The sequence below is a fragment of the Mesorhizobium sp. M7A.F.Ca.CA.002.04.1.1 genome (genome assembly GCF_004022805.1).
Taxonomy (GTDB): Bacteria; Pseudomonadota; Alphaproteobacteria; order Rhizobiales; family Rhizobiaceae; genus Mesorhizobium; species Mesorhizobium ciceri.
In genome coordinates, this window is the sequence record NZ_RZPL01000084.1 from 1 (window position 1) to 11,848 (window position 11,848).

Below are 11,848 nucleotides of genomic sequence, written 5' to 3' on the forward strand. Positions count from 1 at the left end.
TGTTCGGCGCTGTCGCCGCTCCACTGGCCGCCGAACTCTGCCGCGTCGATTTCCTGCCGCTGACCTATGCCGCCTGGCGCGATCAGTGGGTGGTGGCTCATCGCTCCCGCTTTTATTATATCGGCGTCCAGATGGCTGGGCTCTGCGGCTTTCTTCTGGTGCTGGCGATATCAGGGCTGCTGCGGCGCTCGCCCGCGCCGCAAAAGCCCGTCGGGCGCGGCACGCTGGTCTATCTCTTGTGGATGGGGGTTGGCCCGGCGATCCTCGTCATGGTGGCGTCCCTGTTCACCGGCGCCGGCGAGGCCTGGGGCGCGCCGATGTACAATCTTGCTGGCGTTGTGGCGCTCGCCTTGCTGGGCCATCGCCTCGGCGCCATCGAGATGCGAAAGCTGGCGATCTGCGCGCTCATCTCCATTGTCGGCATATCCGGTGCCTATGCGGGCATCCGCTGGACGAAATGCAATCTGCGTGGGCGCATGGACGCCGTCTGCTGGCCGGCGCAAAAGATCTCGGATGAGGCAGAGGCTGTCTGGCACGCTGCGACGCCCGATCGGCTCGACATCGTCGGCGGCCATGCCCTTATTGCGCCGCTGGCGGGCCTCAATGCCTATGACAAGCCGTCGATCTTCACCGAACTGAACATGCAGTACGCCCCCTGGATCACCAAGGAGCGGCTGCGCGAGCATGGCATATTGCTGGTCTGGCCCGGGCGCGATGTGCCATCTTATCTGCAGGCGTGGGTGGGCGACATCCCGATCAAAACCGTTCTTTTCGACTGGTCGCTCAAGGCGCCGCCGGTGGCGATCAGCTTCGCAGCCATTCCGCCTGGCGCGCGGCAGTTGCCGGGTGCTATCGACGGCCTCGCCCGACCGAGCAACTGAAGCAGATCCGCCGGTCCGCTGGACGAAGCAGGTGACAATGCCCATCTATGTCCAGACAAACTTGCCTTTGAGGAGACGTGATATGGCGACTTCGACCGAACGCGCAGTCCTTGCCGGTGGCTGCTTCTGGGGTATGCAGGATTTGATACGGCGCTATCCCGGCGTCATTTCCACCCGTGTTGGCTACAGCGGCGGCGACGTGCCCAACGCCACCTACCGCAACCACGGCAGCCATGCCGAAGCCATCGAGATCAATTTCGATCCGGCCATCATAAGCTATCGCACGCTGCTGGAACGCTTTTTCCAGATCCACGATCCGACGACCCGCAACCGCCAGGGCAACGATGTCGGGACGAGTTATCGCTCGGCGATCTATTACACCAGCGACGAACAGAAGCGCATCGCCGAGGACACGATCGCCGATGTCGATGCCTCGGGCCTGTGGCCGGGCAAGGTCGTCACCGAAGTCGCACCCGTTGGCCCCTTCTGGGAAGCCGAGCCCGAGCATCAGGACTATCTGGAGAAATACCCCAACGGATACACCTGCCACTTCGTCAGGCCGGGGTGGAAGCTGCCGGTTCGGGAAAAAGCGGTGCCGTAGATACACTGATACGACAGGATTTGAGAAGCCGCGGAGCGCTCGCTCCGCGGCTTCTTTTCATTGCAATTCCTACTTGCCGCAATGGTTGTCATTAACTGTCGGCGCGGTGGTGCCCGGCGACGTTCCACTGGCATCGGGCTGTGCGCCCTGCGGATGGGCAGGGCAATTTTCATCCGCGTTTGAATTCGTGGCGCCCGGTGCTACCGTCGTACTGTTGGTCGTGCCGGGGTCTACCGTGTTCGGCGAAGCCGGCGTATTTGGGTCGACGGTGACCGACTTGCCGCTGCCGCCGGATCCGTCGGTGCCGCTTGTGCCATTGCTCTGCGCCATGGCCGATGTCGCCAGGCCAATGGTGAGCGCCGAAGCTGCGAGGATTTTCATGAACATGGTTTGTCTCCATTGTCTGTGAACTCGTCGCGTAGCGACTGGTGGGACAACCTCGCGGCCTGGTGAAGGTTCCCGATAAATTCTCGCGCCGGCAGAGCCAACCGCTCCCGCCCTGGCGCAATGCTTTTGGCGCAGTGCGATAAAAAAAACGGCTTTTCCTTCAACTCGAATGATGCTTTAAGGCGCACATCCACAGGGGTGCTCCGTACGGTCGGGGCTGAGACGGGGGCGGCAAGCCCACAGACCCTAGAAGCTGATCTGGGTAATACCAGCGGAGCGAGGCGGGCGATGTTTTCAGGCGCACAGATTTCCCTATATCCCATGACCGACGATTTCGTCGGTGTCATCCTTGGCGCGCTCGGTGCGCTCGATCCCTGGCGCGACAAACTCAGGATCGAGACCGACGACATCTCGACCTTGCTGATCGGGCCGCCCGAAGTGCTGTTTCCTGCCATGCGCGACCTCTTCGTGGCGGCGGCACGCAGCGGCAAACATTGCGTGTTGTCGGCCACCATCTCGCGCGGCTGCCCTGGCGAGCCGGACGATCCGATCTGCCGCTCCGATGCGTTTGGCGGGCCCGTCGGTCCACTCGGCCCCCGCAAGGACGCGGCCATCGCGGCGGTGCGCAATGCTGCTGCCACCGGCCAGCCGGCGGCGGCGCAGTTCTCGCTCTATGTGATGGGCACAGACGACCACATGGACGAGATCTACGGCTGCATAGACTTTCTCAAGCAGTCCGGCGTCTATGAGCGCTCCAAACATTTCTGCACGAAACTGCGCGGTGATGCCGGTGCGATCTTTTCGGCGCTGGACGAGGCTTTCTGCCGTTTCGGACCAGGCGCTGGCCACGTAACCCTCGACGTCACGGTCTCGGCCAACAGCCCGTCGGCCGTCTGAAGCCGCGCCGCTCTCGCGGCCGTCAAAGGTTATCTCCCGTGGTCTCATCATCAGTCGCTTCGCGCCCGATCGCGAGCTTTCTCGTCAAGGCAATGCCGGCCATGATCTCGGCCGGTTTGCTCCTGCTGGCGTGGGAGCTTTATGCCACCTATTCCGGCATCAGGGCCACGATACTGCCGGCGCCGTCACGCGTCTTCGAGCAAGCGATGCTCAATCGCGAGGCGCTGGCCGACAATGCCGTTCCGACCATCCGTGCCACGCTTCTTGGCTTTGCCTGTTCGCTCAGCGCCGCCTTCGTGCTGTCGATGCTGGTCGACTTCTTCCAGCCGCTGCGGCGTGCGTTGTTTCCCGTCTTCATCGTCAGCCAGACCTTGCCGCTGGTGGCGGTCGCGCCGCTGGTGGTGCTGTGGTTCGGCTTCGGGCTGGCGCCCAAGATCATGCTGGTGGCGCTGGTCACCTTTTTTCCGATGCTGGTTGCATTGGTCGAAGGCTATGAGGCGACCGAGGCCGAGATCGGGCAAATGCTGCGCGCCATGGGGGCAGGGCGCTGGCGCATCTTCCTGCTGGCGCGGCTGCCTTCGGCGCTGCCTTACTTCTTTGCCGGGTTGAGGATCTCCATCACCTATGCGGTGGTCGGCGCCATCTTCGCTGAATATGCCGGTGCCGCGAAGGGTCTGGGCATCTACATGCTCAACGCCAAAAACAATTTCCGTCCTGATCTGGTTCTTGCCGCCGTCGGTGTCAGCGCGGCGCTGACCCTTGTCCTGTTCGGGTTGACCGTGTTGCTGCAGCGCCTTGCCATGCCCTGGGAGCGAGCCGACAGGGAAACTGCCGGGAAGGGGGCCTGGCGATGAGCCGGCTCGAACTGCGGCATGTGCACAAGGCGTTCGGTGGGCTCGACGTGCTGGCCGATATTTCGCTCAGCGTCGGCGCTGGTGAGTTCGTCTCGATCCTTGGACCCTCGGGTGCCGGCAAGTCGACGCTGTTCCAGCTTCTGACCGGCGCCGAGCATGGCGAGGGCGAGATGTTGTTCGACGGCGCGCGGCTCGACGACCACGGCAGGCACTTCGCCTTCATGCCGCAGCGCGACGCGCTGATGCCATGGCGGCGCATCCTCGACAACACGACGCTCGGGCTCGAAGTGCAAGGTATGAGGAGACAGGCGGCGCGGGCGCGCGTTGCGCCGTTGTTTGCCGAATTCGGGCTTGCCGGCTTCGAGCGGCATTTTCCCGCGCAGCTGTCCGGCGGCATGCGCCAGCGCGCGGCCTTGCTGCGCACCGTGGTGCAGGAGCGCGACATGCTCCTGCTCGACGAGCCGTTCGGCGCGCTCGATGCGCTGACCCGCACCGCCATGCAGCGCTGGCTCGAACAGATGTGGCGGCATCATCGCTGGACGGCGCTCTTGATCACCCATGACGTGCGCGAAGCCGTGTTCCTGTCCGACCGCATCTATGTGCTGTCGGCGCGCCCGGCCCGCATCGTGCGTGAAATCAGGGTGCCGTTGCCGCGCCCGCGCAGCCTTGGCGGCGATGCCGCGCGCCAGGCAAGCGCGCTCGAGGCCGAAATCCTCGACATCATCCTCAACCCCAATCCATCCAAAGGACACGATCATGACTGACTTGACGCGCCGGCAGGCCTTGTTGCTGACCCTTGCCACCGGCCTTCCCTTGATTGCCGGGACGGGTCGGGCTCGAGCACAATCGGCGGCACAAAAGGTCACCGTCGCCCTCGACTGGACGGTCAATACCAACCACATCGGACTGTTCGTCGCCCGCGACAAAGGGTTTTATCGCGAAGCCGGGCTCGAGGTCGACATCCTGCCCTACAGCGATACCGGTGCGGGCACGCTGGTCGCAAACCGCGTCGCCGATTTCGGCATCAACGGCACCATCAGCCTGTTCACCCAGAGAACCGCCGGGGCGGATCTGAAGGGCGTCTATGCGGTGGTGCAATCCGAAACAGGCCGCGTGGTCTTCAATGCGGCACGCAACGAGATCAAAAGCCCAAGAAGCCTCGACGGCTTGATCTATGGCGGCTTCGGCAGTGCCTGGGAAAACGCGCTGATATCGACCATCATTCGCCACGACGGCGGCAAGGGCAATTTCGAGACGGTGACGCTCGGCACCTCAGCCTATGAGGCGCTGGCCAATGGGTCGGTCGATTTCACGCTCGAAGTCTCGACCTGGGAGGGTGTCGAAGCCGAACTCAGGGGCGTCAAGCAGCGCAGCTTCGTCTATGCCGATTATGGCGTGCCTGATGAGCACACGACGCTGATCTCTTCGAGCGAAGCCTATCTCCAGGCCAATCCCAAGCCTGCGGCCGACTTCGTTCAGGCGACGCGACGCGGCTACCAGTTCGCTGTCGACCACCCCGACGATGCGGCAACCCTGCTGATCGCTGCAAACAAGGATGCCTTGACCAATCCGGCGCTGATCCACGCCTCGCTGAAGGCATTGATCGACGGCCATTATCTACGCAGCCAAAGCGGGGCCATCGGGACGATGGATCCGGCCAAGATGGAAGCGATTGGCGACTATCTCTTCGCCTCCGGCATTTTGCGCGATTCCGACGGCAAGCTGGTTGCTCGACGTCCGGATTTCGGGAGCTATTTCCGCAACGACTATCTGAGCTAGTCTGGCAAAACCAAATGACATGGGTCGCCAGTCTTTCTTGGCGACCGCGTGGAGCAGGTCGTCTGGAAGTGGCGCCCTGGCTCCCCGACAGCCAGTTTAATACCGATCTGATCTTGTTGATTAACTGCCCGGCAATGGTTGCGTGCAAAGGTCGCCCTGAGGGATCATTGGGGTGTCTGCATTGCTCATATCAAAAAGCGAGGCGCTTTCGCACGTCAGTGACGGCAGGATTCTGTCCGCAGCCCGAAAGCGTGAGATCCTGGTGGATTTGCGGGAAGGTTTCTTTCGGATCTGCGCGCTGGCCTTCGCGGGCATGTTCGTCTACCGCGGCGTGTATCACCTGATGCTCGACCCGACGCGCATCAATGTGGCGCTGGTGGCAATTTCCGAGATCCTGACCTTTACCTGGCTGCTTCTGTCGCGTCGGCCGAAGGTTCGCGACTGGAACCCGCTCACGGTGGTTGTCTCCGTGATCGCCAGCTTCGGTGTCGGTTTCATCGACCTGGAGCCGGGCGTGGCCATCATCCCGGTCCATGTTGCGGCGCCGCTGCAGGCCCTGGCGTTGGGGTTCGTAATCTGGGGAAAGATATCGCTGGGGCGTTCTTTCGCCATTCTGCCGGGCAATCGCGGCGTGATGACAGGCGGTGCCTACCGTCTGGTGCGGCATCCGATCTATGCCGGCTATCTTGCCGGCCATCTCTTGTTCCTGCTGTCGGCCTTTTCCTTCTACAATCTAGCCGTCTACGCGGTGATCACCTTCTTCCAGGTGCACCGCATCCTGCGTGAAGAGGCGCTGCTGGCCGTCACGCCGGAGTATCGGGACTATATGAAGCGCGTCCACTACAGGCTGTTCTACGGCGTCGTTTGACAGGCGCCCCGGCGCGCAGAATCGTTCGGTCTGCAACCACACTGGCAACGTTCGATCGTCAATAGACCTGCGCATTGTTTGTGCAAGCTAATATTGCGACTTTTACTGGCGTTTATTTCAGAAATTTTGAGATATATATACCACACTTCAATTTCAGTATTCTCTCTCTGTGAAGCTGAAACTCACTACCTCGCGTAATTGCTTCTGCAATCGGCTTCTCGCCATCTCCGGCCGATCGGAAAGCCCGCCACGCTGGTGGGCTTTCTGCGGTCCACAGGCGTGCCGGAATTAAATTCTGGTTGCCGTCACCAGGATGGCCGTTTCTGTTGCTGGCGTGACTTCTTCCGCGCGATGCCCGCCACAATCGCGGAACGGTAGGCCTTTGGAGCGCTCGTCTTTTGAACATCGCAGCTGCGAGGTTCAATCCTACGGCGCCGGCTCCTATGGCGGCGGCGGCCTTGGGCTCGTGCTGCTCATCGTCATCGTGCTTGTCGTACTCGGGTGCATCTAGCCGGGTTATCGCCAACTGATCGCAATCTCGTGAGCGCCCCAATGTCGGCGTGCACCGGATTGTGATGCAGGCAAGCCGGCTTGTGATCCTGCACTCTGCAAAACTTTCGTATGGTCATTGCGGTCCACACCCCCCCGTGGAAACAAGAGGAGAGGGTCCCACCCCTTGTCCTCCTCCAAGGCCCGCTCCGGTTCACCGTAGCGGGCTTTTGCTTGCTGGCGAGGCAAAACCGGCTCGCATCAAACCCTATGGGCGAGGCGTTCAGATGCTGGCGCCAGTCGACTACTCCATGTCAGGCACGTCACCGCTGACGAAGAGCGTGTTCGGCGGACCATATTCGCCCAGCGTCGGATCGGCCTCACGGCTCCAGGCGATGACGCCGGAATGCTTTGCCGTCAGAGCCCTGGCGGTGCGTATGGCGCGATCCTCGCTCTGCTGGTCGGCGGGTCCAAAGGCTGGGAACAACTCGCCATCCTCACCGCGATCGAACGCGACCACGACGATCAGCCTGGGATTTTTCTGGCCACTGGAATCGGACATCTTGCACCTTTGGCGCAGAACCTATCACATTGCTCGGGGTTGAAGGCCGCGAATCGATGAATGCCGACTTTGGGGAGTGGCATCGTGCAAGATCAGCGTTTCGATGAGCCGGTCAGGATTGCGCTCGGCCGATCGCGAAACTCGATCTTCAACGTGGAGCGGGTCGCTCAGGCTGCCGACATCCTGCTGAACCGCTGGCCGGTTGCGACCGGGCAAAAGCATATGGTTGCCCGCAAGGCCTGTCTGGCCGTGCTCGAGGGAAAGAAAGAAGTCTCGGCGGCAAGAGCGGCGTTCATCAACGCCGCTATCGAGGCGGACATCCTCGTCGAACCGCGTGAGGTGTCGATCCCGTAGCCTGTCCCTGGTGAAATTGAATCAGGATCTGGCTCCATCCCCTTGATGTATGCCCCTTTTTGGCGATCGCCGACCGGCTTTTCAGGGCTATTGACCTGCCTCTCGGCACGCCCTGCACGGTTATCCCGCACATTTCGCTGCCTGTTGGTCAGTCTTCGGCATCTGTTGACATAGCATCCGGGCCTCGGTATTGAACAGGATTATACAGGTTCATTGAACAGGTACCCTTATGAAGCGGCGCGCGGTTCAACTGTCTCCCGGCACGGGCAAGCCCGAGCAGATCGCCACCGTCCTCGAACATGAGATCCGTTCCGGCGTCCTCGGTTTCGGCGACCGCCTTCAAAGCGAGAACGAACTCGTCCAGCGCTTCTCCGTTAGCCGCAATACGGTCCGCAAAGGCCTCGAGGAACTGTCCAGCCGCGGGCTGATCACGACCAAGGTTGGTATCGGCTCGTTCGTCACCTTCGACGGCAAGCCGGTCGACGACTCGATCGGCTGGTCGCGCGCGCTGGCCGATGCCGGCGCCAATGCCGAGACGCGGACGCTGCGGCTGGAGGTCATCGAAGACCCCGATCTGGCTGCGCTGCTTGGCATCGAAAGCCCGTTCTTCATCGCCGTCGACCGGGTGCGCACCAACGCCAGCGACGGCCATGCGATCTCCATCGAGCGCAGCCGGTTGCCATTGTCCTCCGAGCTCGAGGACGTACCGTTGCGCGGATTGCGCGAGGGCTCGCTGCACCAGACGCTGCGCGTCGCCGGCCTCATTCCCGACCATGGCGAGGAATGGGTCGAGATCGAGATGCTCAATGCCGAGGATGCGGCCATCCTCGGCTGCCCGCAAGGCACGCCTTTCCTGCGTGGCCGCCGGCTGACGCGCGCCGCCGACGACCGGCCGATCGAGTACGTCACCAGCCTGCTCAATCCGGCGCATTTTGCGCTGCATATGAGGTTCTGAGCGATGTCGGATGCGACCAGCAAGGCTATTGACCGCGCCATGGGGGCGCTTGTCGGCGGAGCGCTGGGCGATGCGCTCGGCATGCCGACGCAGCTTTTGTCGCCGGTTCGCATTGCCGAACTCTACGGCCATGTTGAGGATTTCATCGAGCCTTTCCCGGATCATCCGGTGTCGAAGGGATTGGCCGCCGGCACCATCACCGACGATACCGAGCAGGCGTTGCTGCTCGGCCGCATCCTGGTCGAATCCGGCGACCGTTTCGACCACGCGCGCTGGGTCAATGCGCTGCTCGACTGGGAACGCGAGGTTAAGGCGCGTGGCAGCTATGACCTTTTGGGGCCATCGACCAAACGCGCCATCGACGCCATCAACAATGGTATGCCGGCTGAGGAAGCGGGGCGCAGCGGCGACACCAATGGTGCGGCGATGCGTATCGCGCCGGTCGGCATCATGATGCCGCTCGAACCGTTGGAAGGATTCGTCGGCAAGGTGGCTGAGACCTGCCGGGCCACGCACAACACCTCGATTGCCATCGCCTCCGCCGCTGCCGTTGCGGCAGCCGTCAGCCGCGGCGTCGCCGGCGGTGGCTGGCGCGACGCTTCCGCCAGCGCGGTCGCGGCGGCGAGGCGAGGGGCGACACTCGGACATTGGGTGACCGGCGGCGACATCGCCGCGCGCATCGTCTGGGCGCAAGACATCGTACACGGCAAGGCGATCAGGGATGCGATCCGGCTGATCACCGATCTGGTTGGCACCGGCGTCGCCAGCCAGGAATCCGTTCCGGCGGCCTTCGCCGTGCTGGAAGTCGCGCGTGGCGACCCATGGCAAGCAGCCGTCATCAGCGCCAATCTCGGCGGCGACACCGATACGATCGGCGCCATCGCTGCCGGCATGGCCGGCGCCTGCAGCGGTTTTTCCCGATTGCCGCAACAGCATATCGCCCGGCTTGTCGGCCTCGACATGTCGGAGGTTCGCGCGCTCGCCGCCGATCTCGTGGCAGCAAGGATGGCGAAAATCGGTTCCGGCAAGGACGCGGCGGAATGAGCGGCCGTCTCGTCCATGTCGGCAGTGCCGTGGTCGACTATGTCTACCGCATCGACGCCCTGCCGGCGCCCGGCATGGAAAAGACGGCATCGAGCTTTGCCCAGGTCGCCGGCGGTGGCTTCAACATGATGGTGGCGGCCAGCCGCACCGGCAGGCAGGTGGTGTTCGGCGGCCAACTCGGCAGCGGGCCCAATGGCGATTTCCTGCGCGCTGCTTTCATAGCCGAGGGTATCGAGACACTGACGCCGCCATCGCCCGTGATGGACAGCGGCAACTGCGTCGCCATGATCTCGAGCGACGCCGAACGCACCTTCGTGTCGTGGCCTGGTGCGGAGAGCGTTCTCAGCCTCGACATGATGGCGCCGGTCGCGGTGGCGCCGGGAGACTGGGTGTTCACCTCCGGCTACACGCTGAGCTACCCTAAGAGTCGCGATGCGCTCACTGATTGGATCGAGGCGCTGCCGGCAGGTATTCCCTTCGTCTTCGACCCGACGCCGGTCATCACGGACATTCCGCGTCCCATCCTGTCGCGGGTGCTTGCCCGCACCACATGGCTGAGCTGCAACACGACGGAAGCCGCCGAGATTGCCGGCCCAGGCGATGTCGAGGGCCTCGCGGTACGGCTGCTGGGCGACCACTGCCCGAAAGCAGCGGGCGTGGTCATCCGCTCCGGGGCAAAGGGTTGCCATATCAGGTTGGCCGACGGCACGGCGCAGACCGTTGCCGGCTTCAAAGTCACCGCCATCGACACCAATGGCGCCGGCGACACCCATATCGGTGCTTTCGTCAGCGCGCTGGCGCACGGCATCCCGCCCTTCGAGGCAGCGCGCTATGCCAATGCGGCAGCGGCCATATCGGTCACCCGCCATGGCGGCTCGTCGGCGCCGACCGACCACCAAATCCAGACATTCCTGAGCCATGCCGCCGACCCGTCGGGAGCAGGCCGGACACAGAAGGCCAATGCATAACAGCTGGAAAGCCTGACAAGCCCGGGAACCGGGCAAACCCACAGAGAGGAACCAACCATGCGCATGCCTGACTTGACTGCTCTGCTGACGGCGACCGCCGTCTTTACCTCCGCACTCGCGTTCGCTGCCAAGGCTGACGAAGTGCATGTGCTCAACTGGAAGGGATACGGCGCCGACGAACCATGGGCGGTGGAGGCTTTCGAAAAAGCGACCGGCAACAAGGTCGTCAACGACTTCTTCAATTCCGAACAGGAAATGCTGACCAAGATCCGGACCAATCCCGGCCTCTACGACGTGGTCATGATCAATGCCGCCTTCAACGACCAGGCGATGGACGGCAAACTGATCCAGCCGATCGACGTCTCCAAATTGCCGAACTACGCCGACATCAGCAAGGACAAGGCGGGATCGCCGATGCTCGTCCATGACGGCAAGGTCTATGGCGTGCCGTGGGTGTGGGGCCTCACCGCGCTCGCCATTAACGACAAATCCTTCGACAAGCCGCCGACGAGCATCGCCGAGATGTGGGATGCCGCCCATAAGGGCCGCGTCGTCATTCGCGACGATGCCGTCGAAGCGGTGCAGTTCGGCGCCATCGCAACGGGCCAGAACATCAACGACATCAAGGATATGGATGCGGTCAAGGCGAAGCTCACCTCGTTGATGCCGCAGATCAAGACCTTCTGGAGTTCGGAGAACGACTGGAACCAGATGGTCGCCTCCAACCAGATCGACATCGGCACCTACTGGAGCGGCTCGGCCGATCGCGCCAAGACGCATTTCAAATTGCCGGTCTCTCTGGTCGTGCCGCAGGAGGGTGCCGTCGCCTGGCTCGACGCGTTTTCCATTCCGGTCGGCGCCAAGAACGTCGCCGGCGCCGAGGCTTTCATCAACTACATGATCGACCCGAAATTCTACGTCGAATGGGTCACCAAGGTCGGTGCTCCTGTCTCCGCCAACACCAAGGCGGTGGAAGCGCTGCCCGAGGATGCCTTCAACCGCAAGGTCATGGGCGACCCCGAGGTGGCCAAACGCATCCAGTTCCAGGCGCCGATCACCGATGCCCAGCGCGAAGCCTATCTGGCGCTGTGGCAGCAGTTGAAGGTCGACGTGAAATAGAGCCAACATCCCGGCCAGCCGGCGGTTCGCGCCGGCTGGCGTTTCAATCCTGGGGGAGGGTATCATGGCAGCTGCGACAGCGTCGCGAAG

Annotated in this window: 14 protein-coding genes, 1 pseudogene and 1 riboswitch; of the genes and pseudogenes, 13 read left to right on the top strand and 2 right to left on the bottom strand. The window is 62.8% G+C overall.

Annotated features, from left to right (window positions below):
* Positions 1-881, top strand: a pseudogene (locus tag ENZ75_RS06900) (glycosyltransferase family 39 protein); the annotation flags it as partial.
* A gap of 82 nt (positions 882-963) precedes the next feature.
* Positions 964-1,482: a peptide-methionine (S)-S-oxide reductase MsrA gene (msrA, locus tag ENZ75_RS06905; protein WP_013530793.1), complete on the top strand. Its 519-nt coding sequence runs from the start codon at positions 964-966 to the stop codon at positions 1,480-1,482.
* 69 nt (positions 1,483-1,551) lie between these two features.
* Here the strand turns inward: msrA and ENZ75_RS06910 are convergent, their stop codons facing one another.
* Complete coding sequence (locus ENZ75_RS06910) at positions 1,552-1,869, bottom strand: hypothetical protein (protein WP_013530794.1); 318 nt, start codon at positions 1,867-1,869, stop codon at positions 1,552-1,554.
* 184 nt (positions 1,870-2,053) lie between these two features.
* Positions 2,054-2,167: riboswitch (TPP riboswitch) on the top strand.
* Between ENZ75_RS06910 and ENZ75_RS06915 the strand changes: the two genes are divergently transcribed.
* The 6 genes from ENZ75_RS06915 (at position 2,158) to ENZ75_RS06940 (ending at position 6,778) form a co-directional block, all read left to right on the top strand.
* On the top strand, positions 2,158-2,766 hold the full coding sequence (locus tag ENZ75_RS06915; protein ID WP_063170276.1) for a YkoF family thiamine/hydroxymethylpyrimidine-binding protein: 609 nt from the start codon (positions 2,158-2,160) through the stop codon (positions 2,764-2,766). It overlaps the preceding riboswitch by 10 nt.
* 92 nt (positions 2,767-2,858) lie before the next feature.
* A complete protein-coding gene (locus ENZ75_RS06920) occupies positions 2,859-3,620 on the top strand; it encodes an ABC transporter permease (RefSeq protein WP_244514357.1) in 762 nt (253 codons plus the stop codon).
* Positions 3,617-4,384 (top strand): ABC transporter ATP-binding protein, encoded by a 768-nt coding sequence (locus ENZ75_RS06925; RefSeq protein WP_063168554.1) that lies wholly within the window; start codon positions 3,617-3,619, stop codon positions 4,382-4,384. The genes ENZ75_RS06920 and ENZ75_RS06925 overlap by 4 nt, the downstream gene beginning before the upstream one ends.
* On the top strand, positions 4,377-5,399 hold the full coding sequence (locus ENZ75_RS06930) for an ABC transporter substrate-binding protein (RefSeq protein WP_063168553.1): 1,023 nt from the start codon (positions 4,377-4,379) through the stop codon (positions 5,397-5,399). Before ENZ75_RS06925 ends, ENZ75_RS06930 begins: the two co-directional genes overlap by 8 nt.
* Positions 5,400-5,571: 172 nt before the next feature.
* Positions 5,572-6,267, top strand: a complete 696-nt coding sequence (locus ENZ75_RS06935) for an isoprenylcysteine carboxylmethyltransferase family protein (RefSeq protein ID WP_024501580.1) — start codon at positions 5,572-5,574, stop codon at positions 6,265-6,267.
* 313 nt (positions 6,268-6,580) lie between these two features.
* The gene (locus ENZ75_RS06940; RefSeq protein ID WP_082826496.1) at positions 6,581-6,778 is read left to right on the top strand and encodes a DUF3309 family protein; all 198 of its coding nucleotides are present in this window, start codon (positions 6,581-6,583) and stop codon (positions 6,776-6,778) included.
* Between the two features lie 282 nt (positions 6,779-7,060).
* Here ENZ75_RS06940 and ENZ75_RS06945 read toward each other — a convergent pair whose 3' ends face one another.
* The gene (locus ENZ75_RS06945) at positions 7,061-7,318 is read right to left on the bottom strand and encodes a hypothetical protein (protein WP_013530800.1); all 258 of its coding nucleotides are present in this window, start codon (positions 7,316-7,318) and stop codon (positions 7,061-7,063) included.
* A gap of 84 nt (positions 7,319-7,402) precedes the next feature.
* Between ENZ75_RS06945 and ENZ75_RS06950 the strand changes: the two genes are divergently transcribed.
* The 5 genes from ENZ75_RS06950 to ENZ75_RS06970 all read left to right on the top strand — a co-directional run bounded on the left by ENZ75_RS06950 (position 7,403) and on the right by ENZ75_RS06970 (position 11,758).
* Complete coding sequence (locus ENZ75_RS06950; protein WP_013530801.1) at positions 7,403-7,672, top strand: DUF982 domain-containing protein; 270 nt, start codon at positions 7,403-7,405, stop codon at positions 7,670-7,672.
* Between the two features lie 229 nt (positions 7,673-7,901).
* Positions 7,902-8,627, top strand: a complete 726-nt coding sequence (locus ENZ75_RS06955; protein ID WP_013530802.1) for a GntR family transcriptional regulator — start codon at positions 7,902-7,904, stop codon at positions 8,625-8,627.
* Between the two features lie 3 nt (positions 8,628-8,630).
* The gene (locus ENZ75_RS06960; RefSeq protein ID WP_063168552.1) at positions 8,631-9,671 is read left to right on the top strand and encodes an ADP-ribosylglycohydrolase family protein; all 1,041 of its coding nucleotides are present in this window, start codon (positions 8,631-8,633) and stop codon (positions 9,669-9,671) included.
* On the top strand, positions 9,668-10,639 hold the full coding sequence (locus ENZ75_RS06965; protein ID WP_063168551.1) for a PfkB family carbohydrate kinase: 972 nt from the start codon (positions 9,668-9,670) through the stop codon (positions 10,637-10,639). Before ENZ75_RS06960 ends, ENZ75_RS06965 begins: the two co-directional genes overlap by 4 nt.
* Positions 10,640-10,696: 57 nt before the next feature.
* On the top strand, positions 10,697-11,758 hold the full coding sequence (locus ENZ75_RS06970) for an ABC transporter substrate-binding protein (RefSeq protein WP_013530805.1): 1,062 nt from the start codon (positions 10,697-10,699) through the stop codon (positions 11,756-11,758).
* The last annotated feature ends 90 nt before the right edge of the window (positions 11,759-11,848 follow it).